Source organism: Acinetobacter sp. TTH0-4 (genome assembly GCF_015602665.1).
In the GTDB taxonomy this organism is placed as follows: Bacteria; Pseudomonadota; Gammaproteobacteria; order Pseudomonadales; family Moraxellaceae; genus Acinetobacter; species Acinetobacter albensis.
Genome location: NZ_CP059079.1, coordinates 2,400,995 through 2,426,954 on the forward strand (window position 1 = coordinate 2,400,995; position 25,960 = coordinate 2,426,954).

At 39.1% G+C, this 25,960-nt stretch carries 25 protein-coding genes and 1 pseudogene; 19 read left to right on the forward strand and 7 right to left on the reverse strand.

The features are described 5' to 3' along the window. Positions 1 to 43 precede the first annotated feature (43 nt). The 10 genes from H0S58_RS11175 to H0S58_RS11220 all read left to right on the forward strand — a co-directional run bounded on the left by H0S58_RS11175 (position 44) and on the right by H0S58_RS11220 (position 14,389). Positions 44 to 2,185 (forward strand): TonB-dependent receptor domain-containing protein, encoded by a 2,142-nt coding sequence (locus H0S58_RS11175; protein WP_195726548.1) that lies wholly within the window; start codon positions 44 to 46, stop codon positions 2,183 to 2,185. A 213-nt stretch (positions 2,186 to 2,398) separates the two neighbouring features. After that, the gene (locus H0S58_RS11180) at positions 2,399 to 4,699 is read left to right on the forward strand and encodes a TonB-dependent receptor (RefSeq protein WP_195726549.1); all 2,301 of its coding nucleotides are present in this window, start codon (positions 2,399 to 2,401) and stop codon (positions 4,697 to 4,699) included. A 106-nt stretch (positions 4,700 to 4,805) separates the two neighbouring features. Continuing rightward, positions 4,806 to 5,489, forward strand: a complete 684-nt coding sequence (locus H0S58_RS11185; RefSeq protein ID WP_195726550.1) for a Fe2+-dependent dioxygenase — start codon at positions 4,806 to 4,808, stop codon at positions 5,487 to 5,489. A 370-nt stretch (positions 5,490 to 5,859) separates the two neighbouring features. Beyond that, complete coding sequence (locus H0S58_RS11190; protein ID WP_195726551.1) at positions 5,860 to 8,085, forward strand: catecholate siderophore receptor Fiu; 2,226 nt, start codon at positions 5,860 to 5,862, stop codon at positions 8,083 to 8,085. Between the two features lie 114 nt (positions 8,086 to 8,199). Further along, a complete protein-coding gene (locus tag H0S58_RS11195) occupies positions 8,200 to 8,883 on the forward strand; it encodes a Fe2+-dependent dioxygenase (protein ID WP_195726552.1) in 684 nt (227 codons plus the stop codon). Further along, entirely contained in the window at positions 8,880 to 9,989 is a 1,110-nt protein-coding gene (locus H0S58_RS11200; protein WP_195726553.1) for an alpha-hydroxy acid oxidase, read from the forward strand. Before H0S58_RS11195 ends, H0S58_RS11200 begins: the two co-directional genes overlap by 4 nt. A 268-nt stretch (positions 9,990 to 10,257) precedes the next feature. Further along, complete coding sequence (leuA, locus tag H0S58_RS11205) at positions 10,258 to 11,955, forward strand: 2-isopropylmalate synthase (RefSeq protein WP_053578748.1); 1,698 nt, start codon at positions 10,258 to 10,260, stop codon at positions 11,953 to 11,955. 96 nt (positions 11,956 to 12,051) lie between these two features. Continuing rightward, on the forward strand, positions 12,052 to 13,212 hold the full coding sequence (metX, locus tag H0S58_RS11210; protein ID WP_053578749.1) for a homoserine O-succinyltransferase MetX: 1,161 nt from the start codon (positions 12,052 to 12,054) through the stop codon (positions 13,210 to 13,212). Next, positions 13,212 to 13,805 carry a methionine biosynthesis protein MetW gene (metW, locus tag H0S58_RS11215; RefSeq protein WP_053578750.1) on the forward strand — a complete coding sequence of 198 codons (594 nt, stop codon included), beginning with the start codon at positions 13,212 to 13,214 and terminating at the stop codon, positions 13,803 to 13,805. The genes metX and metW overlap by 1 nt, the downstream gene beginning before the upstream one ends. Then, positions 13,802 to 14,389 carry a tetratricopeptide repeat protein gene (locus tag H0S58_RS11220; protein ID WP_195726554.1) on the forward strand — a complete coding sequence of 196 codons (588 nt, stop codon included), beginning with the start codon at positions 13,802 to 13,804 and terminating at the stop codon, positions 14,387 to 14,389. Before metW ends, H0S58_RS11220 begins: the two co-directional genes overlap by 4 nt. 78 nt (positions 14,390 to 14,467) lie before the next feature. Here the strand turns inward: H0S58_RS11220 and H0S58_RS11225 are convergent, their stop codons facing one another. After that, complete coding sequence (locus tag H0S58_RS11225) at positions 14,468 to 14,725, reverse strand: cytoplasmic protein (RefSeq protein ID WP_195726555.1); 258 nt, start codon at positions 14,723 to 14,725, stop codon at positions 14,468 to 14,470. Between the two features lie 138 nt (positions 14,726 to 14,863). Between H0S58_RS11225 and rdgB the strand changes: the two genes are divergently transcribed. Then, complete coding sequence (rdgB, locus tag H0S58_RS11230) at positions 14,864 to 15,490, forward strand: RdgB/HAM1 family non-canonical purine NTP pyrophosphatase (RefSeq protein WP_195726556.1); 627 nt, start codon at positions 14,864 to 14,866, stop codon at positions 15,488 to 15,490. Positions 15,491 to 15,535: 45 nt separating this feature from the next. Here the strand turns inward: rdgB and H0S58_RS11235 are convergent, their stop codons facing one another. Next, complete coding sequence (locus H0S58_RS11235; RefSeq protein WP_195726557.1) at positions 15,536 to 16,411, reverse strand: AEC family transporter; 876 nt, start codon at positions 16,409 to 16,411, stop codon at positions 15,536 to 15,538. Between the two features lie 156 nt (positions 16,412 to 16,567). On the opposite strand from H0S58_RS11235, the gene tatA reads away from it, so the two are divergent. The 4 genes and pseudogenes from tatA (at position 16,568) to H0S58_RS11255 (ending at position 20,507) form a co-directional block, all read left to right on the forward strand. Beyond that, positions 16,568 to 16,801, forward strand: a complete 234-nt coding sequence (gene tatA, locus H0S58_RS11240; RefSeq protein ID WP_053578753.1) for a twin-arginine translocase TatA/TatE family subunit — start codon at positions 16,568 to 16,570, stop codon at positions 16,799 to 16,801. Positions 16,802 to 16,807: 6 nt separating this feature from the next. Beyond that, positions 16,808 to 17,069 (forward strand): annotated as a pseudogene (gene tatB / locus H0S58_RS13830) (Sec-independent protein translocase protein TatB); the annotation flags it as partial. A 244-nt stretch (positions 17,070 to 17,313) separates the two neighbouring features. Further along, entirely contained in the window at positions 17,314 to 18,087 is a 774-nt protein-coding gene (tatC, locus tag H0S58_RS11250) for a twin-arginine translocase subunit TatC (RefSeq protein ID WP_171256857.1), read from the forward strand. 170 nt (positions 18,088 to 18,257) lie between these two features. Beyond that, the gene (locus H0S58_RS11255) at positions 18,258 to 20,507 is read left to right on the forward strand and encodes a PhoX family protein (RefSeq protein WP_195726559.1); all 2,250 of its coding nucleotides are present in this window, start codon (positions 18,258 to 18,260) and stop codon (positions 20,505 to 20,507) included. Positions 20,508 to 20,545: 38 nt separating this feature from the next. On the opposite strand, the gene H0S58_RS11260 is transcribed toward H0S58_RS11255, so the two are convergent. Next, positions 20,546 to 21,328: an NRDE family protein gene (locus H0S58_RS11260; RefSeq protein WP_195726560.1), complete on the reverse strand. Its 783-nt coding sequence runs from the start codon at positions 21,326 to 21,328 to the stop codon at positions 20,546 to 20,548. A 93-nt stretch (positions 21,329 to 21,421) separates the two neighbouring features. On the opposite strand from H0S58_RS11260, the gene lgt reads away from it, so the two are divergent. The 3 genes from lgt to H0S58_RS11275 all read left to right on the forward strand — a co-directional run bounded on the left by lgt (position 21,422) and on the right by H0S58_RS11275 (position 23,067). Then, positions 21,422 to 22,234, forward strand: coding sequence for a prolipoprotein diacylglyceryl transferase (gene lgt, locus H0S58_RS11265; RefSeq protein WP_092718266.1), 813 nt, complete (start codon positions 21,422 to 21,424; stop codon positions 22,232 to 22,234). Between the two features lie 81 nt (positions 22,235 to 22,315). Continuing rightward, positions 22,316 to 22,702 carry a hypothetical protein gene (locus H0S58_RS11270; protein WP_195727609.1) on the forward strand — a complete coding sequence of 129 codons (387 nt, stop codon included), beginning with the start codon at positions 22,316 to 22,318 and terminating at the stop codon, positions 22,700 to 22,702. Continuing rightward, on the forward strand, positions 22,702 to 23,067 hold the full coding sequence (locus H0S58_RS11275) for a hypothetical protein (RefSeq protein ID WP_195727610.1): 366 nt from the start codon (positions 22,702 to 22,704) through the stop codon (positions 23,065 to 23,067). Before H0S58_RS11270 ends, H0S58_RS11275 begins: the two co-directional genes overlap by 1 nt. 97 nt (positions 23,068 to 23,164) lie before the next feature. Here H0S58_RS11275 and rplT read toward each other — a convergent pair whose 3' ends face one another. Beyond that, a complete protein-coding gene (gene rplT, locus H0S58_RS11280) occupies positions 23,165 to 23,524 on the reverse strand; it encodes a 50S ribosomal protein L20 (RefSeq protein ID WP_053578758.1) in 360 nt (119 codons plus the stop codon). An 11-nt stretch (positions 23,525 to 23,535) separates the two neighbouring features. Then, the gene (rpmI, locus tag H0S58_RS11285) at positions 23,536 to 23,730 is read right to left on the reverse strand and encodes a 50S ribosomal protein L35 (RefSeq protein WP_004672526.1); all 195 of its coding nucleotides are present in this window, start codon (positions 23,728 to 23,730) and stop codon (positions 23,536 to 23,538) included. Positions 23,731 to 24,272: 542 nt separating this feature from the next. Between rpmI and H0S58_RS11290 the strand changes: the two genes are divergently transcribed. Continuing rightward, entirely contained in the window at positions 24,273 to 25,007 is a 735-nt protein-coding gene (locus tag H0S58_RS11290; protein ID WP_195726561.1) for a TonB family protein, read from the forward strand. A gap of 242 nt (positions 25,008 to 25,249) precedes the next feature. On the opposite strand, the gene H0S58_RS11295 is transcribed toward H0S58_RS11290, so the two are convergent. Both H0S58_RS11295 and H0S58_RS11300 read right to left on the reverse strand, forming a co-directional pair. Next, positions 25,250 to 25,672 (reverse strand): YqaA family protein, encoded by a 423-nt coding sequence (locus tag H0S58_RS11295; RefSeq protein ID WP_195727611.1) that lies wholly within the window; start codon positions 25,670 to 25,672, stop codon positions 25,250 to 25,252. 2 nt (positions 25,673 to 25,674) lie between these two features. Further along, positions 25,675 to 25,959, reverse strand: a complete 285-nt coding sequence (locus H0S58_RS11300) for a hypothetical protein (RefSeq protein ID WP_195726562.1) — start codon at positions 25,957 to 25,959, stop codon at positions 25,675 to 25,677. Position 25,960 lies beyond the last annotated feature (1 nt).

The window sequence follows — 25,960 nt, forward strand, 5'->3', positions numbered from 1 at the left end:
TTGTTTTCAATTATTTATCTCGTCCACTACGGAATTCTATTTTATGAGTAAGTTCAACCTTCGCCCGCTTAGCCTCGCTATTCTAGGAATGACCTCGACTTCTATTTTTGCAAATACTGAAGCAGAGTCCTCTACCCATCAGCTTTCAACAATTGTGGTATCCGCTGCGGGGTTTGAACAAGACATTAAGAATGCTCCTGCAAGTATAAGTGTCGTGACAAAAGAAGATATTGAAAAGAAAAATGCAACCAGTATTGCTGATTTGCTTTCAGACGTTCCTGGCATTGATATTCGTTCTGGCGTTGGCAAAACATCTGGACTCAATATTAAAATGCGCGGTTTGGGTAATGACTATAGCTTAATTCTAATTGATGGGCGTCGCCAAACAACATCGTCTGATGTGACACCAAATGGGTTTGGTGAAACCTCAAATAATTTCCTCCCTCCTCTTGCTGCAATTGAACGTATTGAAGTGATCCGTGGTCCAATGGCAACACGCTATGGTTCTGAAGCAATGGGAGGTGTGATTAATATTATTACCAAAAAAATCAGCAATGAATGGAATGGGAATGTCACTCTTAGTGGAAATGTGATGGAAAGTAATGCAGAAGCTGATTCTTGGAAAACCAGTTTTTTATTAAATGGCCCACTAGTTCATGAACGTTTAGGACTACAGCTCAGAGGAAGTTATCTTGATCGTCAACGATCAGAGCGAGTTGTAAAGGACTCAACTTCACGTGACCCTCGACCAAATGCTGCTGAAAATTACGATATTGGTGGTAAATTACACTTTTCATTTAATGATGAAAACTCATTCTGGGCAGATGCCTTTCATTCTAATCAAACTTATAGCAATCAAAATGACCGTTTAGGTACACAAGATACACCTAGTCGTGCACGTGGTTATCAGGATGAGTTAGAATTCAATAGAGAGCAATATTCTTTGGGCCATGATGGTAATTATGACTTTGGAATTTGGAAAACATATGTAAGCCAAACCAAAACTGAAACCATTGGTCGCACCATTCCTAGCAATACTTTTCCAAATAATGCGGATGCAGGTCGCGATCGAAAATTAGAAAATACTGATTTTGTCGCAGATAGTCATTTAATTACCACACTACATAATCATAAGCTCACTTTAGGTGCAGAATATAAAAAAGCAGAGAATGCAGATGATATTGCAGGAATTGGAGCAAAATTCGATAAAGATTCTTTCTCTTTTTACGCCGAAGATGAATGGAGTTTGTTAGATAACTTACATTTCACCTTCGGTGGCCGTTACGAAGATCATTCAGGTTTTGGTGGACATTTTAGCCCACGTGCTTATTTAGTCTGGAATACAACGGATGTATTGACGCTTAAAGGCGGTGTTAGCACGGGCTACAAAGCACCCTCAGCAAAATCATTACATAACGGTATCATTAATTTCAGTGGTCAAGGGACAACACCGTCTTTAGGTAATCCTAACTTGAAACCTGAGACATCAATTAATTATGAACTTGGATTGAATTATCAACCTTCTGATAGTTTAGATTTTAATACAACTGCTTTTTTCAATATTGTAGAAGATAAAATCGTTTCTGAAGAATTTGTCTGTAATACCAATGATTGCTCAAATTTAGGCAATACAGTGACCTCTTATACTAAAAACTTTAATGCAGATGAAGCAGAAATTTATGGTCTAGAAACATCTCTTAGGTATCAAATTATTCCTGAATGGGATGTCAAAGCAGCTTATACTTTTACAGAGTCTGAAATTACGAAAGGTGCCAATAAAGGCTATGCGTTAGAGTCAACAGCTAAACATTTATTTAGTCTGACATCGACATGGCATATTAATGAAGCACTTGATATTTGGTTACAACACGAATATCAATCAGGACGTCCACGATATTTAGAAACACCAACTGGCGGCGCACTTGATATCAAACAACAAACAGATAATAAATTTTCAGGATACAACTTGTTTAATTTAGGAACGAGTTATCAGCTCAATGACAAGGTTCGTATTAATGCCGCAGTAAATAACCTGTTAGATAAAGATTTTACTGAATATTTAGATTATTACGATTTAAATGGTGATTTACAACAAGCCTATAAATACCTATCGATTGGTTCTGGTATGTCAGGTACATATTTAGCAGGTCGTAATTATTGGCTTTCTCTATCTTACGACTTCTAAATCCAAAATCCCCATAAAAAACCCTGCTTATGCGGGGTTTTCCTATATAAGAATATAATCAATAACTTAATTACAAATAGTTACATTGTTTCATTCAATCCCCCATTTAAGTACTTATTCAGAATCGTCAATTTCAATTCAATTCAATAGGGATAAAAAACAAGAATCATTATTATTTTCATACATTTTCACAGTACACTTTTTGAGTTAGAAATGGCCTTCATTAAAACGCGCAAAAAAATCGTATCATCTGCAATTATGTCATCACTTTCTGTGATGGCGGGAAATGCTTTCGCACAACAAGAAGTCACGCAACTTGATACTATTCAAACTCAAGCCATCGCTGAACAAGGTTTAAAAGTAGACCAATCTGCCAATTCTAAATTTGTGGCTCCCCTTTTAGATACACCTAAATCAGTTTCAATTATTTCTAAACAATTAATTGCCGATACTCAAGTTACCACTTTAAGCGATGCATTACGCACAGTTCCAGGCATTACTTTGGGTGCGGGCGAAGGTGGTAATCCTAATGGTGATCGTCCATTTATTCGGGGTTATAACTCTGAAAGTTCTATGTATGTAGATGGCGTACGGAATGCCACTTCACAAAATCGTGAAATGTTTGCTGTAGAACAAGTGGAAGTGACCAAAGGTTCGGCATCAGCCATGGGTGGTGCAGGATCGACTGGTGGTAGCATCAACATGATTTCTAAAGTTGCTAAAAAAGGTGATGCCTTAGAAGGCTCAGTTGGTGCGGGTACAGACAATTATCAACGCATTACTTTAGATGGCAATAAAGATTTTGGAAATGGTATTGCAGCTCGAGTTGCAGTATTAGGTCACCAGAATGAAAAAGCTGGTCAAACTGATGGTGCTGAATATAAACGTGCTGGTATTGCACCCAGTATTACTTTTGGTTTGGACACAGCGACTCGTGCAACTTTAAGTTATTACTATTTAAAGTCGGACGATACACCTGACTCAGGTGTGCCATATTGGAATTCAGCAGATAATACCGCTACAGGAAAACCTTTAAATGCCAAACAAGGTATTTACTACGGGTGGTTAGATCGTGATTTTCAAAAACAAGAAAATCAAAGCGGAGCGATTAAACTAGAGCACGATATCACTGAAAATATTACGTTGCGTAATATGGCCGTATATAACAAGTCAGATAACAATTATCTTTGGACTCAACCAGATGATAGCCAAAAAAATATCGCAAATGGTGAAGTTTGGCGTCGTGTGAATACTAATCTAACAAGTACAGATAGTTTCACAGATCAACTTTCTTTAGCAGGTAAATTAAATACTGGTTCACTTAAGCACAGTTTCAATGTGGGTGCTGAATATAGCAAACAAGAATCTGATCGTGGCACGAATATTGTTACTGATCCAAATACATCGAACATCGGCGGTAGTGGAGCAACAAATTCTTGTTCTTTAGCGAATTCAAATGGTTGGTGTACAGATGCATATAATCCTAACGCTAAAGACGCTTGGTTAGGGAATGTCACCGCCAATCCAAACGTAACAAATATTTCATCTAAAACACAATCTATCTATGCATTAAATAATATTGAAATCACACCACAATGGTTATTAGATCTAGGCGTTCGTTGGGATAAGTTTGACACTGATATCACATATAATAAAGATTCAGGTTCAGGTGCAAATTTGATCAAAGCAGGTACAGTTTATGAATCAAGCAATGATTTCTTTAACTATCAAGCAGGCTTAACATTTAAACCTACTGAAAATAGTAGTATTTATGCGAGCTATGCGACTTCTGCAAATCCTGTAGGTGTCGATGCGGGTGATGGCTCAGAAGGTGTAAGTGTTCCGGGGCGAAATACAACGGACGCGCAATCTAGAGCTATTAATAATTTAAAACCTGAAGAAGTTAAAACGTATGAAATTGGCACAAAATGGGATGTACTGAATGATAAGTTGAATTTAACAGCAGCTATTTTCCGAACAGAAAAAGAAAATACGCGCGCACTGGATACGGATGGTTTTACACGTAACATTGGTGAAACACGTGTTGATGGTATTGAACTTGGTGCTAATGGTAATCTTACAGATAAATGGGCACTTTCACTCGGTTATACTTATTTAGACAGTGAAATTATTGATGCTGGATTTGTAAATACTGCTGCATCGGGTCAACCTGCCGTATATGCACCAAGCCCAACGAACGGAAACCAAGTTCAAAATGTGGCTAAAAACAGTGCAACGCTGTGGACTACGTATCAAGTACTTCCACAACTCAATTTAGGCGTTGGTGCAATTGCAATGGACAAAGTCTATGGTGATGCGGCCAATACCAAATATGTATCAGGCTATGTCCGTTATGATGCCATGGCGCGTTACAACGTGAATAAAAATGTTGACCTACAACTCAATGTCAACAATGTGTCTAACGAACGTTACTTTACTAAAGCGTATGCATCACATTATGCAACTGAAGCAGAAGGCCGTAGCGCTGTATTGTCATTAAACTTCAAATACTAAAACTTGCTTAAAAACGCCATCAATCCTTGATGGCGTTTCATTTTAAATAGCCTCATCATGAGGCTATTTTTATCAAGACAATCTTTATATCTTCAAAGGTGCTGCCGTGATCCATCATATTCCAAATGTTCTGAGTAAAGAGCAAGTTCAATATTTTCGTGAAGAAATGGCAAAAGTTGAATGGGTCAATGGGAAAGTTACAGCAGGCACGCTTTCGGCAACAGTCAAACAGAACCAACAACTCTCTGAAGACCATCCGATTACGCATCATCTCAGCAATATTATTTTGGAGTCTTTGGGACAACATCCTTTATTTTTATCAGCAGCGCTTCCTTTAGATATTATTCCACCTCTTTTCAATCGTTATGAAAAAAGTGAAGCTTTTGGTTTTCATGTCGATAATTCTATTCGTCGTATTCGCGGCAGCAATGATCGTTTACGTACGGATTTATCTTGTACGCTGTTTTTAAGTGAACCAGAAGAATATGAGGGTGGTGATTTGGTGGTTGAAGACACCTATGGTTATCATGAAATTAAATTACCTGCTGGCGACATGATTCTATATCCCTCGACCAGCTTACATGAAGTAAGCCCTATCATCTCAGGTTGTCGAATGGCCTCCTTTTTTTGGCTGCAAAGTATGATTCGTGATGATGCAGAACGACACATACTGTTTAACTTAGATCAGACCATTCAAACCTTGCGCACCCAATTGGGTGATCAACATACAGAAGTGATTCAGCTCACCAGTCTTTATCACAATTTAATGCGCAAATGGGCAGAACTCTAACTTACGTTTTTCAATTTATTTAATATTTTTAAATTAACTTATTAGATATATTTTATATTTCAATTATATAAGGTGTTTTCACATTTTTATTTTTTGACTATTTGGTCTAACTGTTTCATAAAATTAGTTTATTTTTCATTTTATCTCATTGTTTTGTCAAATGAATACAGACCTTTCAAGTGTTATTTCCACTGTAAAATTAAGCTTACAATCAAAAATAACATTGTTAATGATAACTATTATCAATAGAATTCGCATCATTGTTACAGGCCATAACAATATCTTCACTTTTACTGCTAGATTGTTGAATAAAAAATTGGCATCTCAGTAATGGAATTCTGACTTATTATAATCATTGGGATTAATGACCATGGCACAGATTAAAAGCCGTAAACATAACAGAACTGTTCAATTGGTTGCTTTAGCCGCTTCTTTACCGCTTATGGCTCATGCAACAACAGAAAATGTCACTCAACTTCCCACGATTTCAGTAAAATCAGAATCCGAAAATAAATATAAAGCAGATGTGGTCAGCTCAGCAAAATATACCCAACCCCTCGTCAATACCACGCAAACCATTTCAGTCATTAAAAAAGAATTATTAAAAGAACAAGGCGCGACCTCATTGGTTGAAGCTTTGCGTAATACTCCAGGAATTACCTTACAACTTGGTGAAAATGGCAATACTAGTGCGGGTGACGCATTCCAAATGCGTGGTTTCTCTACTCAAACGTCGACCTATGTCGATGGTATTCGAGATTTAGGGGCTGTAACACGTGATGTATTTAACCTAGAACAAATTGAAGTGGTTAAAGGCCCTTCTGGTGCAGAAGCAGGCCGTGGATCAGCTTCGGGTTATATCAACTTAGTGAGTAAACTTCCTCAAACTCAAAATTCAAATGAAGTTTCTGCAACTTATAATACCGCTGAACATGGCCGTCTTGCTGCCGACATTAACCAAGTGATTGCAAATGGTGTGGCTGTTCGTTTGAATGCCATGGGTCAAGAAGGTGGTATTGAAGGTCGTGACTATATCGAAAACAACAGTTATGCCATTGCGCCTTCAATTGCCTTTGGCCTCGATTCAGCTACACGTTTGTATTTATATTCGCAACATGTACGTCAACGTAATATTCCAGATGGCGGTATTCCCACGATTGGGATGAAAGGTTTTTTTAATGCCAATTCAGCTTTAGCTTCAGCACCTCAAGTCAACCGTGAAAATTATTATGGAAATACCAATGACTACGAAGATGTCGATGCAGACATGTTTAGCGCTAAAATTGAAAGTGATCTGACAAAAAATTTAAAACTGACCAATCTTACTCGTTTGGGTAAAACCAGTATGAATCGTGTTTTAACCGGTATAAATACTGGTTCAAGCGGTTTCAGAACCAATAATTCCAATGATCCTAACAACTGGGAAGTCAATCGCTCTCGTCAAGGGGTTGACCAAGAAAATAAAATTTTAGCCAATCAAACTACACTAAACTGGAATGTCAAAACAGGGACCATTGAACATGATGTAGTTGCAGGCGTAGAGTTTTTAAAAGAAGAACAAGATACAAAAACCTTAGCGACACAAATGCCGGGCCAAACTGCGGTAACGTCTTGGGCAAATCTTTATCACCCAAATCGCAATGAGGCAGTTCCTGCTCTGATGTATAACGGTGGTTATACTCATGGTATATCAGAAACAGCCGCCGCTTATTTGTTTGATACGCTTAAATTTGGTGAACGTTTCCAACTGAATGGCGGTGTTCGTGTTGATTATTATGATACCGAATATGATGCCTTATCACTTCCATCGGGCAGCAGTGTTTTGGTTCCATCTCAATTCGGCGCCCATGACAGCTTAGTTAGCTGGAAATTAGGCGGTTTGTACAAACCAACGTCATTTAGCAGCGTTTATGCTTCCTATGCCAAATCACTGACTCCGCCAGGAAGTGCAAATTTTGCACTTTCAGAAACAGGTGCAAATAGTTCAGCTGCCGAACCTCAAGAAACACACCATTACGAAATAGGAACTAAGTGGGATTTACTGCAAGGTAAATTGGCCTTGAATGGTGCAGTCTACCGTACAGAAAATGAAAATCAGTTCACCATTGATCCTATTTCTCAACTCTCAGTACAAGAAGGTAAAAAACGTGTCGATGGGGTTGAACTGAGTGCTGTAGGACAAATCACTGACGCATGGAATATTTCAGCGGGTGTCGCGCACATGAAGGTGAAACAGTTAAATCAACGTACTGCAACAGCAACAACGGTAGCAGAACGTTGGTCACCAGAATGGACTGCAAGCTTATGGTCGACTTATGATATTTCTGGCTTTAAATTGGGCTTAGGCGCACGTTATGTAGATGAACAAAAACGTGTTGTAACAACAGATACCGCTCCTGCACAGATGCCAGGCATTCCAGGTTATGTCGTCTTTGATGCAATGGCAGGCTACGCCATCAATAAAAATGCTTCAGTCAACTTAAATGTATATAACTTGGCAGACAAAGACTATATCAGCACCTTAAACAATGGCGGTGGTCGTGTGGTCTTAGGCCAACCTCGTTCAGCTGCACTGACGTTTAATTATAAATTTTAAGCGACTTTAGCTTAATTAAACTGAAAAAAATGAGTATAAATGTAGTGTGTTATAACTGACACGCTACATTTTTATTTTTGAGTCAAAACCATTCAAGAACGGTTGGTAAGCCTGATGATGTTACATATTCCACAAATTTTAACCAAACAGCAAGTGGCTGAGTTACGTCAACAATTAGATGCCAGTCATTCATGGATAGAAGGACATCAAAGTGCAGGCAGTCAGGCCCAAAAAATTAAAAAAAATCTACAACTTGATACTAATAGCCTTACTTATCAAACTATTGCCCCAGTAATATCACATACTTTACAACAACACTTTTTAGTACAATCAGCAGGCTTAGCCAAGCATATTCTCTCGCCCTTGTTTAATTGTTACCAAGAAAATGGGAGTTATGGCAATCATGTTGACAATGCTGTGCAATATTCCAAAGCTTTGGGGCACAGTATTCGTACCGATGTTTCTATCACGCTCTTTTTATCTGAACCTGATGAATATGAAGGGGGCGAATTAATCATTGAAGACCATTACGGTAGCCACGAAGTCAAGCTAGATGCAGGTGATGCAATCCTTTATCCTTCGACAAGTTTACACCGAGTAGAACCAGTGACTGCAGGAAAACGTATTGCCGCTGTGACTTGGCTACAAAGCATGGTGAAAGATGATGGGCAACGCAGCATGTTATTTAACCTCGATATGACTATTCTAAAATTACGTCAACAGCTCGGGGATAGCGAAGAAATGATTAGCTTGACCAGTCATTATCATAATTTATTACGTCAATGGGGCGATCTATGAGTGCTCAACCACTGCCTCCACTTACCCATATTCCCCCTTATTTACAAACAATTGCCGATTACGAACAGCAAGCACAAAAGCATCTCACTGAAAATACATGGCATTATTTACAAGGAGGTGCCATGGATGAAATCAGTGTGCGCAACAATCTTGATGAGTTCAAGAAGATTCAGTTAATTCCAAGGCATTTAAACGACTTCACCCAAGGCAATACGCACTGTGAAATTTTAGGACAATCCTTTCCCCATCCTATTTTTTTAGCGCCAATCGGTCATCAACAGCTCTTTAATCCTGAAGCAGAAACAGCTTCAGCGTTGGCAGCTGAAGTACTAGGCAGTAATTTGGTGTTAAGTACATTTACCAATACCGATTTACGTCGTCTCAAAAAAGAAAATCCACTTAAATGGTTTCAACTGTATTGGCAGGGTGATCGTAAAAAATCTTTGGCTTTGGTTCAACTCGCAGAACAACACCACTTTAAAGCTCTCGTGATTACCATTGATTCACCACATACTGGGATTCGTGATCGTGAACGTCGAGTAAATTTTCAGTTACCCGCTGGCATGCAACACCCACATACACCGACACACATTCCCCTGCCCAAAATTTCTGAAAATCAACATCCTGTATTCAATGGTTTGATGCAGATAGCCCCCCAATGGTCCGATATTGAATTTATCATCGCCAATACCAACTTACCCGTCATTTTAAAAGGGATATTACATCCCTTAGATGCAAAAAAAGCACTCGATATAGGCATCAAAGGCTTCGTTATTTCCAATCATGGTGGGCGTGTTTTAGACACCACTATTTCCCCACTTAGCGCATTGCAGTTGATTAAAAGGATCGTACCTGTCGATTTTCCACTGCTTTATGATGGAGGAATTCGTCGTGGAACGGATGTATTTAAAGCCTTGGCTTGTGGTGCTTCTGCCGTACTCATTGGTCGTCCTTACATTTATGGATTAGCCACTGCAGGTGCTTTAGGCGTGGCACATGTGCTCAAAATTTTAAAAGAAGAATTTGAAATAACAATGTCATTAATGGGAACAGCAAGCATCAAGGAGATCAACTCTGATTTTATTTATCAAAATAGAACAATTTAAAGAAAATACTTTTCTTAATTTAGCTTAATAGTGCAAATTAAGAAAAGTATTTTCAAAATATCTATCTTAGAATAAAGACTAGATTAAACCTCTTACAAGCAGGTTCGAGTTTAAAATTATGAGCAGTTATCACAGCCCATAATTTTATGCTTTTTTAAGCAAAATCCTTTGAAAATACTTGTAAACTGAACCAATAGACACAATCTATAAAGTATAAGTTGCCTTTACCCAAGATACGTGCAATCAAGACTACGCAAGGAATTACCTCATGATGTTAGCTGATCCAAGTAAAAAATATCGTCGCATGTACCAACGTGTAGATTTGCCAGATCGTCAATGGCCAAATAATGAAATCAATCAAGCGCCGATTTGGATGAGCACCGACCTACGTGACGGTAACCAAGCTATTTTTGAACCTATGGATATTGAACAAAAATTCAAAATGTTCCAAATGTTGGTCAAAATTGGTTTTAAACATATTGAAATTGGTTTCCCTTCTGCATCACAAGTTGATTTTGATTTCACACGTAAATTGATTGAAGAAAATCATATCCCAGACGATGTTTATATTGAAGTTTTGGTTCAGGCACGTGATCACTTAATTGAACGTACTTTTGAATCTTTAGTGGGCGCAAAACGTGCCATTGTGCATATCTATAACTCAAACTCACCGACCTTTCGTGAAAAAGTATTAAATGTAAATGTCGAAGGCGCAAAACAGTTAGCGGTCAATGCTGCGACAAAAGTAAAAGAATATGCTGCACAGTACCCTGCCACAGATTGGATTTTTCAATACAGCCCAGAGTGTTTTACCGCGACTGAATTAGAAGTGGCAAAAGATGTCTGCGATGCAGTCACTGAAATTTGGGAAGCATCTCCAGAAAATAAAGTTATATTAAACTTGCCTGCTACTGTTGAAGTTTCAGGCCCACATGTGTATGCCGATCAAATCGAATGGATGCACCGTAATCTTCAACGTCGTGACGGTGTCATTATTTCTGTCCATTGTCACAATGATCGTGGTTGTGGTATTGCCGCTTCTGAATTGGCAATGATGGCAGGCGCAGATCGTGTTGAGGGCTGTGTATTTGGTAACGGTGAACGTACTGGGAATGTGGATGTCGCTGCGATTGCATTAAATATGTATACCCAAGGTGTGGCACCTAACTTAGATTTCTCAAATATTAATGAAATTATTGCCACCATTGAAGAATGTACGGGCTTGCCTGTGCATCCGCGTCATCCATACGCAGGCGACTTGGTTTTCACCGCATTCTCTGGTTCGCATCAAGATGCGATTAAAAAAGGCTTTGAGTTCCAAAAGAATCAAGAATTATGGGATATGCCTTACTTACCCATTGATCCAAAAGACTTGGGTCGTGACTATGATGCCGTGATTCGGGTCAATTCACAGTCGGGTAAAGGCGGTATTGCATACTTATTAGAATCGAATTATAACGTGGTATTGCCACGTCGTTTACAAATCGAATTCTCACAAGCGGTTCAACAAGTCACGGACGAACAAGCCAAAGAAGTGACTGCACAAGATATTTGGGCATTATTTAAAGAACATTACGTGGCCACCAAAGATGCCCATTATTCTGCGAAAAATTACAGATTGTCAGATGACAATGGTAATCAAGTGATTGAACTTGATGTTGAGGTAAATGGTGAAACTCAGCAATTAAGAGGCGAAGGTAACGGTCCAATTTCAGCTATTTTGAATGCACTTCAGTTGCCAATTGATGTATTGAGTTATGAAGAACGTAGTATTGGTTCAGGTGCACATGCTAAAGCTTTAGCTTTAATTGAAATTCAAGTCAAAGGTACAGGTAAATCGGCATTCGGTGCAGGGATTCATGACAACATTGTGACGTCTTCTATCGAAGCAATCATTGCCTGTACCAACCGCTTGATTGAACAAGGTGTGTTAAGTACCGAGCAAGTCGTAGCAGCAGCAGTTTAATCAACGTGCTTAAGCAATAAAAAGACTTTAGAAAGGATACCCGCAAGTGGTATCCTTTTGTTTATACATTCTAAAGATTTAAGGCGAATTATTCCTGTGTCTTTTCCAGCTGACTCAGTGGGCTTAGTTGTTCCACAAAAGTTTTCATTTGAAGAGCCGTTAGAGCTCGAATGTGGCCGCATTTTGCCACGTTTTGAAATTATGGTCGAAACCTACGGCACACTTAATGCAGATCAATCCAATGCAATTTTGATTTGTCATGCATTATCTGGCCACCATCATGCAGCAGGTTATCATCATGAAGATGATAAAAAACCAGGTTGGTGGGATGCCTGTATTGGCCCAGGTAAAGCAATTGATACCTCTAAATTTTTCGTGGTTGCCTTAAACAATATTGGGGGTTGTAGTGGTTCAACAGGCCCGATCTCGCCCAATCCTGAGAATGACAATCGTCCTTATGGGCCAGACTTTCCTTTGGTCACGGTACGGGATTGGGTGAAAACTCAAGCCATGCTGTCAGACCGCTTAGGGATTGATGTTTGGTATTCGGTCATTGGAGGCTCACTCGGGGGCATGCAAGCGATGCAGTGGTCGGTGGATTATCCAGACCGTTTAAAAAACTGTGTGATTATTGCCAGTGCGCCGAAATTGTCTGCACAAAATATTGCTTTTAATGAAGTGGCACGTCAGTCCATTTTATCCGATCCTGATTTCCATAATGGCCGTTATTTAGAAAATGATAGCTATCCAAAACGTGGCCTCATTTTGGCACGGATGGTCGGTCATATCACCTATCTTTCTGAAGAGGCCATGAAACAAAAGTTTGGTCGTGACTTAAAGTCAGGTAAATTTATGTATGGTTTCGATGTCGAATTTCAGGTCGAAAGTTATTTGCGTTACCAAGGCGAGCAATTTAGTCGTAACTTTGATGCCAACACCTATCTAATTATGACCAAAGCCTTAGACTATTTTGATCCCGCGCGTGAATATGAGCTGTCTTTAACCAAAGCAATGGCAAATACTCAATGTCGTTTCTTGGTGGTGTCATTTACTACAGATTGGCGTTTTACCCCACAGCGTTCTCAAGAAATTGTCGATGCACTGATTACCAATCATAAACCTGTGAGTTATGTCGATATTGATGCAGAACAAGGTCATGACTCATTCCTGTTTCCCATTCCACTCTACATTAAATCATTGCGTGCATTTTTAGGCGGTGTAGAACATCTTGCGTCGACCCCTCAGGAGACTGTGTAATGCGTATTGATCATCAACTTGCAGAAACGTGGATTAAACCTGATTCGAGTGTCCTCGATTTAGGCTGTGGCGATGGTGAATTATTGGCACACATGGGTAAAAAGCACAATATTCGAGCATACGGGTTAGAAATCGATCAAGAAAAGATTGCAATTGCGGTCAGTCGAGGGTTAAATATTATCCAACAAGACTTAAACTTGGGTTTAAGCCGCTTTGCAGATCAGTCTTTTGACTATGTGGTTATGGCACAAGCTTTGCAAGCTGTAGAAGCACCAGACGTATTATTGCGTGATATGGTGCGTGTTGGAAAACAGGCAATTATTACTTTTCCTAACTTTGCGTATTGGAAAACGCGCTCATTCTTGGCTTTAAAAGGAATGATGCCCGTGTCTAATGCTTTACCGTATATGTGGTACAACACACCCAATATTCATTTATGTACTTTCCGTGATTTTGAAGCACTCTGTGCTGAAAACAATATTCGGATTATTAACCGACTCGCCGTGAATGGGGATCAGCAAGGTAGTTTACTCAGTAAACATGTCCCGAATCTATTTGGTGAAGTCGCAATTTATCGAGTGAGCGCACTATGAAAAAAATATTATTAAGCACGCTATTGGTGGGACTTTTTAGTATTCAAGCACATGCAGATTATGTTGCACCAGCCCCTTCTGTTTCGAGCCAAGCTGCGCAATATTCTGTCATGGATATTAACAGCCTAACCAAAGCAGCAAAGTCAGGTCAAGCAGGTGCGCAGTTTTATTTAGCCACCAAATATCAACATGGCAAAGATATTCAGCAGGATGAAAAACAAGCTTTTGCATGGTACAAAGCAGCGGCTGATCAGGGTCTTTCTGCGGCACAACTCAATGTCGGTCGTATGCTTGCAGATGGTGTAGGCACTCGAAAAGATGAAAGCTTAGCCCGTAAATATTTTGAAAAAGCAGCCAGTCATGGTGATAATCGTGCCAGTTTCAACCTTGCCATGATGGAAGAACAAAAGAAAAATTATCTGGGTGCATATCAGTGGTATGAGCTGTCTGCCCGTGATGGCATGTTGGACAATAAAGTGATTTCTTTATCTGAAGGCAAAAAAACTGCTTTGGCTGCCAATTTGACTCAAGATCAAATTCGTACCGCGCGTGATCGTGCCGATAAATGGATTCAAGCGCAGTAAGCTGAATTTTAAAGATCGAAAACCGACTTGTAAGAGTCGGTTTTACCTTTTTTAAAATAAATATCAAGCTTCCCTTAATTAAAACCAATACTCTTGCATCGCTTTTAAAAATTCTTGTGTTAGTAAATCATTAGATTCCAAGCCAATTACTGAATCAATACTACAATTTGGGCATAAAGCTGTATCTTCATCATCGCACCAAGCTTTAATATTTTTATAATCAAAAATATCTAAGCAATAAAAACAGCCACAAAATGCACTATCTCTCAAAATATGTCGATGGCGGCTTGAAAATTTATGTGCGTTGATGATGTCACTTTGATCAAAATTTTTCATTATTTTAGAGTGATATAGATTATTTCTTGTATCAATTATGACATAGCATATAGATGTACTCAAATATTACTTAATTCGGAAACCTATCATCTAGAATACGCTAAGATATGCCCAGTTCTCGTTAGTAGGCTTATAATTATGTCGACCCAACCATGGTTAAACCAAGGCAGCCTTGTCCTTGCCAGCAATAACAAAGGCAAAGTTGCCGAATTTGAACATCTGTTTCAGCAACTTAATCTGCCTGTCGAGATCATCCCGCAAGGCAAACTGAATATTGAAGATGCCATTGAAGATGGTTTAAGTTTTGTTGAAAATGCGATTATTAAAGCACGTCATGCATCTAAAATTTCAGGTAAGCCTGCGATTGCAGATGATTCCGGTATTTGTGTACCCATTCTGGGTGGTGCACCCGGTATTTATTCTGCACGCTTTGCAGGCGAGCATGGCAATGATGCGGCCAATAACGAGAAACTGCTACAAAAACTTAAACCATTCCGTAAAGATGCTGAAGCAATTGAAGGCATGTTTGTATGTGTATTGGCTTTGGTTCAGCATGCTGAGGATCCACTACCCCAAATTTTTCAAGGAATTTGGACAGGCGAAGTTTTAGAACAGGCACGTGGTGAAAATGGCTTTGGCTATGATCCCTTGTTCTGGTTACCTGAATTGAATATTTGTAGTGCTGAACTGTCTAAAGAAGAAAAAAATAAGATCAGTCACCGTGGTCAGGCCATGCAATTATTTAAAGCCAGTCTAAACACATAATTCATTTATTCGATTTCCTCTCCTTATAAAAAAGTGAGAGGAGTTTTAGACTAGATGAAGGATCACACCATATAGGGTCACCACGATACAACTCACAATTGTACCCGAAGCAATATATTGAGCTGATTTTCCTGTGCCTTGATAATGGGTTTCTAATGCCACAATATTAGCAGCAGGTGGCAAACAGAATAAGAGGAACATTACACCGATATATTGTTCAATATTTTCAATCGGAATAAACCAATAAGTGAAACTACAAATCACACCACCGAAAGCAATTTTCATGAAAAAAACTTGACTACTTCGCCGTAAATCAGCCAAGCAAACCTGCGTTTGCTGCAACCACATTCCTAATACACACATGCCCGTAAAACTCATGCCCACTTTAGCCACGCTATAAATCACATCAATCCACTGATGCTGTTGCAGATGTTGTACACCCCATATTCGACAAATAAGCGCAATGAATAGAGCACAAACAGGCGGAGACAACACCACTTTTTTAATGACTGTAGATACAGGCTGAGGAGTTGAACTCACTGCGGTAATAGCCCATATATTGCCAAATACAGAACCGCCGATATATAACGCCACCATTGCTGCACTCACTTCTGGACCAAATAAAGCCAAAGCAAAAGGAAAGCCTAACCACGCTAAATTGACGTAACTCATGCAGAGTGCACGTAATTGATCTTTAAAAATAAATTGAAAAAGATAAAACATGAGCACAGCCACACTAAAGCTAAAGACCATTAAACTCAAACTACCCGACTGATAAAATACCATGTTGTAAATAATCACAATCGGAATAAAAAGCTGTGCCAATAATTTCGACAATAACCCCTTTAGATGTGAAGAGAATGGCGTTAAAGCGAGTCCCCAACCACATAGAAAACCCAAAATCGGGAGTAATAAAGCCAAGGCATCCTCCTGAATGATTAATGAAAATATGCTAGCACCAAATGAATGAGAAAAAGCAGCTTTCATTGGGTTTGTCTTTAAATTGAAATGTTTTAGTCACACCAATGTCATCGCAAGATGTTCAGATAGTGCTTAATTTAAAAAGAGGAATAAAGCATGGCGGGCTTATCAATTTGGCATGTGGCAATTTTTGCAATTGTCGTGATTTTATTGTTTGGCACATCAAAACTAAAAAACTTGGGCAAAGATGTCGGTGGTGCAGTCAAAGATTTTAAAAAATCGATTAAAGAAGATGAAGTGGCTGCAAATGCATTAAATGAACCTAAAACGCTTGAACATCAAACGCATGCTTCAGAAAAACACTCCACGGCAAAAACTCACTCAGGCTAAAACGTTATGCTCAATATTGGTATGACTGAACTACTGGCTTTTGGCATTATTAGTTTATTGGTGCTGGGGCCAGACAAACTTCCTGAAGCTGCGCGTTTTGCTGGGAAATGGTACGCTAAAATCAAACGTATGGTGAGTAATGTTCAAAATGATATTGATCGTGAATTACGTTTATCTGAACTACGTGAACAAATGCAAAATGAAATGCAGCGCATCAAAGAATTAGAACAAAAGATGCAAGCGCAAATGCATGAACTACAACAACAATCACAGCCTGCAATAGAAAAAAATCAACAAAACGCAGTACCCGATAATAAAAATGCTCCCATCTTCTATGTTTTTATTCCTTCCTCTCGTTTTGAGGGGGTGTATTTTAAAAAGTCTAAACATTGTGTTAATACCGTTGCAAATACAGATTCTTTAAATAAATCACAGCCCAGTACAGCGCCGTTCAATACACAAGCTGCAATTTCGCCCTTAAATCATTTCAAGGTGGCAGTATGAGTCATCCCATCCACTCTCAGTTATCGACCACTGTTAAAGATGAACATCATTCTGATTTAGAACAAATGCCAATTACACGACATTTGATGGTGTTGCGTCGGCATTTGTTTAAAAGTGTGGGTTTATTAATCGTGCTGTTTTTTTGCTTGCTGCCTTTTGCTAACCAGACTTATCAGCTTTTATCCGAACCTTTACGTGCCCAATTACCTGCAACGTCCTCGATGATTGCGACAGATGTTACCGCCACATTTATGGCACCTTTTAAGTTAAATTTCTTCGTTGCCTTTGTATTAGCCATGCCTTGTATTCTTTATCAGCTTTGGAGCTTTGTAAAACCTGCACTTTATACCAAAGAAAAAACACTCGCCCTTCCGTTATTGGTCGGCAGTATTTTATTATTTTATGCAGGAATTGCCTTTGCCTATTTTATTGCATTGCCTTCAATTTTGCATTTTTTCATTAGTGTTTCACCCGAAACGGTCGCACCCATGACCGATATTAATAGTTACTTAAGTTTTTGCTTAAAACTATTTTTAGTTTTTGGCTTTACCTTTGAAATTCCTGTGGTGACTTTGATTTTAATATTAATTGGGGTGGTTTCTACCCAGCAACTCATTGAAAAACGGCGTTTTATTGTAGTTGGCTGTTTTTTTATCGCGATGTTTGTCACTCCGCCTGATGCGATTTCGATGATTATGCTGGCAATACCCATGTGGATGTTATTTGAACTGGGTTTACTCCTTGGAAAATTGCTTGAAAAACGCCGAGAAAATGCTTTTTAAATCACCCTTGTTTGTTTTAAAAGCAGCATTTTGCTGCTTTTTTTTATTCATAAAAATGAAATGTAAACTTCACTTAAACGTCATAGAAACTTCACCTAAATGTCATCACAACAATCTAAGTTATTGATTAATTTTTAAAATCAGTCTAGCCATAATAGCAAGGAAAAAAAATGTACAATGATGATATGACACCATGCCAAGATTTAATCGAAGATAGTAATACGTCGAAAAACACCCATTTCCAAACGGTTTTAAACCAATATATGGATCGTCGCAGTTTTATCGCAAAAACGGGTAGCGGTGCAATCGCATTGGCATTTGCAGCTTCTGTCAGCGGATGTTCAGATGATGATAATGCAGAGGCAACACCACCAACAGGTACTCAACCACCAACGCCAGAAAGCAATGATAAACATGCATGGAGTGATCTTGCACAGCGTCCAAGTAAGCTCTCTTTTAAAGCTGTAGAAAAAAATACTGAAAATTATTTCAGTGTTCCTGAAGGCTACGCAGTTAAAGTTTTGTACGCAGTGGGCGATCCAATTAACAAACATAATGCGATTAAAATCGACAGTATTTCACAATCTGGTGCTTCATATAAATTCCGTTCTGGCGACTGCCACGACGGTATGAGTTTCTTTGGTATGCACGCTACCAATAAAAATTATGCGGCCAAAGAGTCAACGCAAGGTTTACTGGTTTTAAACCATGAGTATCTTGCTCAAAATGAGTTACATCTTCCTCATGCAATTACTCAAGGAATACGTTCTGAAGATCAAGTCATGCGTGAAATAAATGCGCATGGCGTATCTGTAATTGAGATCACAAAAGATGCTTCTTCACAAAATGTCAAAATCAATTTAGATTCACCTTTTAACCGTCGTATTACCGCCCAAACCGAAATGGAAATTCATGGTCCTGCACGTGGCGCTGACTTGTTAAAAACACGCTTTTCTCCTGATGGCACTTTAACACGTGGTACATTTGGTAACTGTGGTAATGGCTATACGCCATGGGGAACATACTTAACAGCAGAAGAAAACTGGAGTGGTTATTTTGCCCGTAAAGCAAATGATACTCGTGAAATTCAAAAAGAAGACGTTGCACTACAACGCTATGGTCGTGGTGGAACAAGTGCCCGATCTAGTCAATATGGATGGAATACTCCCATAGCAGAACTTACTGGAAATCCTGACTTATACGACTGCTGGGATATTTCAATTAAAGCTGCCAATGCACTACAAGATTATCGCAATGTCATGAATACTTGTGGTTTTATTGTAGAAATTGATCCATTCAGCGCATCTGCTCGTCCAGTCAAACGTACAGCCCTAGGCCGTTTTGCTCATGAAGACTGTCGCTGTAGTAATCCTATTGTAGGTCAGCCATTGGCCTTTTATATGGGCGATGATGCCACTGGCGAATATATGTATAAATTTGTGACAGAGGCGGTCTGGGATCCAAAAGATATGAACGGCGGTTATACTGCTGGTGATAAATATATGGATAAAGGTACCCTCTATGTTGCTAAATTTAATGATGACGGTACTGGTGAATGGTTAGAATTAAGCTTCGACAAGCACGGCTTAAATGCATCAAATCCTACTTACGCTTTTAGTGATCAAGCCGATGTTGTTGTTCATGCACGCTTAGCAGCAGATGCTCGAGGCGCCACCAAAATGGACCGTCCAGAATGGGTTGCGGTCAACCCAGAAAATGGTGAAGTCTATGTCACACTGACCAATAACACTAACCGTGGTCGCTCATACGAGACCGATGCTGCCAATCCTCGCAGTTACGTCGATGTAAAAAATGGTAGTGCAAGTAACTCAGGAAATATGAATGGGCATATTATTCGTTTCCATGAAAATGCAGACAAGACAACGGCAACAACCTTTACTTGGGATATTTTCTTGTTTGGCGCAGAAGCTGACGCTGCAGCAAATATTAACTTATCTGGCTTAGATGATCTGAATGACTTTTCTAGCCCAGATGGTATGTGGTTCGACCCGCGTGGTGTGCTTTGGATTCAAACGGATGACGGCCAATATACAGACGAAACCAACTGTATGATGCTTGCAGCACTTCCTGGTAAAGTCGGTGATGGTGGCAAAACAATGGCTGCCTCTACCAAATCTGGAGGACAGGAAACCATTGTCGGTGCTCAATTAAAAAATGATCGTGTCCGCCGTTTCTTAACTGGACCAAGTGGCTGTGAAATAACAGGTGTAACAATGACTCCTGATTACAAAGCAATTTTTGTAAACGTTCAGCATCCTGAAGGTACATGGCCTGCAAACCAAAGTTCTAAATACAGCTTAATGGGGTCTGCTCCAAGGTCAGCGACTGTCGTTATTACACGTAAAGATGGTGGTGTGATTGCCGGTGAAGCATTAGAAAAAAAAGCAACAACAGCATAAAATAAAATCATAAAATGCCGACCTATGGTCGGCATTTTTTATTGAACCAAAGGAATCTTAAAGTGAATTATTTGACCTTGCGTTGTGCCTTGCTGTGATTTTTCTTGCCACAACCATGTATTATTTTTCAATCTTAAAAAATTTGAACAACGAGTTCCGTAAACAGGACTTTGAATAAAAGTAGACGATAATAAAACTTCCATTTCAGTGCTAATCCCCGTTTGTGGAAGCCTCTCAGCAATCACTTTTCGTTCATCTTCCAAAATATCCCAAGCAGTGTATTCAAGATCAGCTTCTGCTGTGGTGCTTTGTTGCAACATTGGTAAAAATTCTTGCGTAAAACGCTTACGTAAATGTTTGGTTTTTTCCCAGTGCTCCGTCATTAAACCATTAGACACCACATATACCCCTTGAGCCAAAACTTGTGGGGCCTCACCACGGTTGCTCATATACACAGCTTGATATTGATCGCCGACAAATAAATTAAAGCCTGCATAATCACATTGCTTTTTTTCCAATTCTTGAGCGAATCTAATCGGAGTCAAAGACGATTCTAAAAAGGTCTGGATCAAGTGCCCACGTGACGTTGGATATTTCTTTTGATCTTGACCATCTCGAAAATTAGTCACTACAGCCCATCGACCAGATTCGGTCACCCCCATCCAGGTACCACCTGACTGTAAATCTTGTCCCGCAATAATTGGACTATTTTCCCATGGGGTTAAACCACGGGTTGGACGTTGATAAAATTCATCTCGATTTGAAATTAGACAAAGAGGCATCTCGTCCAAGACATGCCAAGCTAAAGCCACGATACACATATTTTGTACTCATTATCTTTACACATTGAATGTACAACATTTTTCTTTATATTCAGCTAAAATCTGTGCAAAACAGAACGAGAATGAACAGGAATGCTGACCTATCCAAATATTGACCCTATTGCAGTTTCACTAGGCCCCTTACAAGTGCATTGGTATGGACTAATGTACTTACTGGCATTTTTATTTGCTTGGGGACTAGCGACCTACCGGACCAAACAACGTGATGGTTGGACACCGGACATGGTTTCCGACCTAATTTTCTATGGTGCCTTAGGTGTAGTCGTGGGTGGTCGTATGGGCTACGTTTTCTTTTATGGTTTTGAACAGTTTCTTGCCAACCCACTTTGGCTGTTTCAAGTCTGGACAGGCGGTATGAGTTTCCATGGTGGCTTCTTGGGTGTCATGATTGCAATGCTGTTCTGGTGCAAAAAATATAAAATGACATGGTTTCAAACCTTAGACTTCATCGCACCCTGCGTTCCGACAGGTTTAATGTTTGGCCGTATAGGCAATTTTATTGGGGGTGAACTCTATGGTCGCCAAGTCACTGATCCAAACTTTGCTTTGGGTATGATTTTTCCGACAGACCCATTGCAATTGGTTCGCCATCCGTCACAAATTTATCAAGCACTGGCTGAAGGTTTAATTTTATTTATCGTGTTGTGGTGGTTCAGTTCAAAACCACGTCCACGTATGGCCGTTTCAGCGCTGTTCCTGATTGGCTATGGCATTGCACGTTTTGTGGTGGAGTTTTTCCGCGAGCCAGACAATGGACAACTCTTTATCGGCTGGATGAGTAAGGGACAATTCCTCACTGTACCGATGATTTTGATCGGTCTATGGATGATGTGGTATGCCTACCAAAAGAAAATTTACGATTGGGGACCACAGAAAAATAGTTAAAAGTGAGCGAGGCAAAAGCCTCGCTTTTTTATGGTTATTTTTGCTAAAGTGCATCAATTCCGTTTGATTAATCAAAAAATTATGCTTGAATTTTGGTTTGATTCTAAAGTTTCGATGTGGCGTAAACTGATCATTTTTTCTGCCATCGCCATTACAACTGCTGTGTTGTATTGGATGCAACCCTTGAAACCTGATGCCATCCTCATGTATTTGGGAACGGGAATTATTTTTCTGATATGCCGTTACTGCAAAGTTCATTTCGCTCTAAAAAAGCCCAACGGCTTGTTATATCGTCTACTGCATTGGATTCCAATCGCATTATTACTGGCCTTAATCTTTATGCATATGCAAGAAGGTGAAATTTTGGTTTCTGGTGCTCAAGGTATTGGCTTTATGGCTTTAGCAGTGTGCTTATTCTCACCTTTGTCTTTCTTGAATCGACAGCATCATTCAACCGAGCAAAAATGATTTTAGATTTTTGGTATTCAGCACGATGTACACGACAAATTAAGCTGATTGTTTGTATCACCACATGTGTGATGATTTATCTATGCGCTACAGTGGCACCACTTTCACCTCTATTCACCATGATCAGTCTTGTCATTGGAATGGCGGTGCATGGATTAAGAGTATTAAGTTTAAAAATAACAGCAGATAACCCCTATCAAAGTGGATTTTCTATTTTATTTTTGATTATGCCAATGATCGCACTTATGACATTAATCTCGAGCTTAAGCGCAGAACATCAAGTGATTCTGATACTTCAGGTATTGGGCTTTACAGCACTTGGTTTATTTCTTTTGTCGACATTTCCACATCGAAAATTTAATTAATCTCAATATGTTTATTGAATCCTGATACTTTTCCTTTTTTATGAAAATTGATGATAAAAAAGACCGCAAAAGCGGTCTTTTTTATCATCGAAGATGATTAAGCAGCTAACGCATCTTTAGCTTTAGTCGCTAAAGCTGTGAATGCAACTGCATCATGCATAGCGATATCAGCAAGTACACGACGGTCGATAATCACTTGAGCTTTTTTCAAGCCAGCGATCATACGGCTGTATGACAAACCATTTAAACGCGCACCAGCATTGATACGTGCAATCCACAAAGCGCGGAATTGACGTTTCTTCTGACGACGGTCACGGTAAGCATATTGACCTGCTTTAATTACTGCTTGGAACGCTACGCGATAAACACGTGAGCGAGCGCCGTAGTAACCTTTAGCACGAGCAAGAATTTTTTTATGACGACGATGCGCCTGTACACCACGTTTTACACGAGCCATTTATAATCTCCTTAGATGTATGGGCACATACGACGAACTGAAGCAACGTCACTCACGTGAACCATTACACAGCCGCGTAACTGACGAATACGCTTAGCAGATTTTTTGGTCAAAATGTGGCGTTTGAACGCTTGTTTACGCTTGATACCGTTAGCAGTCGCTTTAAAGCGTTTAGCTGCACCACGGCGAGTTTTCATCTTAGGCATAACAACCTCTTTTGAACACCTGTTCGGAGCGTCTGCACCATTGCAAAAACGACCTGCAGGTAAGGGAGCGCGTATTCTAAAGCATATTTGTTTAAAACAAAAGCACCTCTTCGGAAAAATACAGCGCACATTCTGGTTTGTTTTGCTCCTGATCGTACTGGTAAGCGTATTTATCCACGATCATATTACCTTCCCCTGCTTACATATTTGTTTGTATGCAAATACACGTGGATGTATAAGCCTTATTCATTGCACATAGAAATTAAAAACCAACCCAAACATTATTTCAAATGAGAGTTTAGGAGAGCTCAAATCAATATTCTTATAATTAGAGCAATCAGAGGTGATATCAGCCTAACAGTGATCTGATTAAGATCACTGTTAGGCTGATATATCTGCGCAAGAGAGAGGACTCAAAAGCATGTTCAAGTACGCGTATTCATTTTTTAGACTTGCCAGTCTGCCTAATTCAGGAAATACTCTGCCTCGAATAATAATCTGCTTTTGCTCTTATCCATGATTTAACGAAAGAAATAGAATTTATGAAACAAATATTGTGTTTTTCTCTACTCATGAGCCTCCCCTTAAGTGCTGTTTATAGCGCTGAAGTTAAAAGCTCCAAACAACTTTCTGTTCAAAAAAGTGCAGCGTTGCCTGCTCATTTGACCACGCGTATTCAATGGACCAAATTTCCTCAACCCGAATATAAGAATGAAGATTTAAAAGACCAAAACCGGAGTGCCATTATTCGCATCTATGCTGATGAATCAGGTCAAATCAGTAAAGCCACTGTACAAGAAAGTACCGGTTTAGGTGACTTAGACCAACGCTTACTGAAAGCCGTGAATAATGCGCATGTCAAACCTCATATTGAGAATAATATAGCGATTGCACAAATTGGCTATCAAGCATTTAATCTCAAACTGAGTCCAGATCATGAGCGTGAAATTTGCCAATATGGCTTTAATTCTAAAAATTGGCAAGCTCAGCAAAAAGCGAAAAAAACTTCTTTTTCCTATCGAACTCAACCCACTTTATCGCTCAATTCTGAACAATTAAATGGGCATAATCGTACAATTAAATTTAGTTTTAAAGTCAATAAACAAGGGGATGTCAAAAAAGTTAGAATTAAAAAAGGCTCAGGCATTTTTGCCTTAGATCAAATGCTTGTTCAAGCCGTATCTAATGTACAGGTCGATGTTCAACGTCAATATTGGATTTATAAAAAATCAACACTTAAAGATGAAATCAAGTTTGATTTAGATCAATGTGACTAATCCATTTTGCGTAAAAATAATTATGGATACATAGGTGTGGTCTAATGCCACACTTTTTCCCATCATCATAAAAATGTCATTTCAAAAAGAGAAGAATTTTTCCTGCGCATTTTAATCAACAGACTTGTATTATTCATCACTTTTTATTCTTTCAAGTGAAAGGATGATACATCCATATTTTAAAATTTCACTCTGATCATTCAAGTCAAAACCCTCGACCATTCTGGTTCAAACCGCTTATTTTAGAACAAAGAAAAAGCCAAATACACGAATAAATAACGTGCGAATTTGGCCACACTGACTATGCATAAAAATCGCCAAAAATTTTCTTTGAGTAAACCTGCAATCAAAGTGATTGGATCACCAATAATCGGTAGCCAACTCAAGAATAATGACCAGTAGCCATATTTTTGATAAATTTTTTGAGCTTTCAGCATATTCTGCGCTGAAACAGGAAACCATGTTTTATCTTTAAATTGTTCTATTTTTAAACCCAAATACCAATTTATACATGACCCCAAAACATTACCGAGACTTGCCATCAAAACCACGATATAAACTGGATAATCATCTTGTAATAACACGCCTACCAAGACTGCTTCTGATTGCAATGGCAACAGAGTTGCAGCACCAAATGCTGCACAAAATAATAGCAATAAGCTCAGGATTAAAGCCCAAGTTTTTTCTTGGTCGATCTATATTCATAACTCGACCAAAAAATGGTTAAAACCAAAACAATATACCGACTTAAACTATAACGCTCGGTTAAAGGCTGAATCGCTTCACGTAAAATCTGTTGGTCATTCGTGTTCAAAGTAGCCGCAAAATTTTGAATATGGACTGCTTCTGCAACAAAAATCATTAAACATAAGGCAATACCAAAAATAACACTTAAGTAAATTCTGGCATTCGTTTCGATAATACGTGTCAAATTTAAAAAGAATTCTTTCATT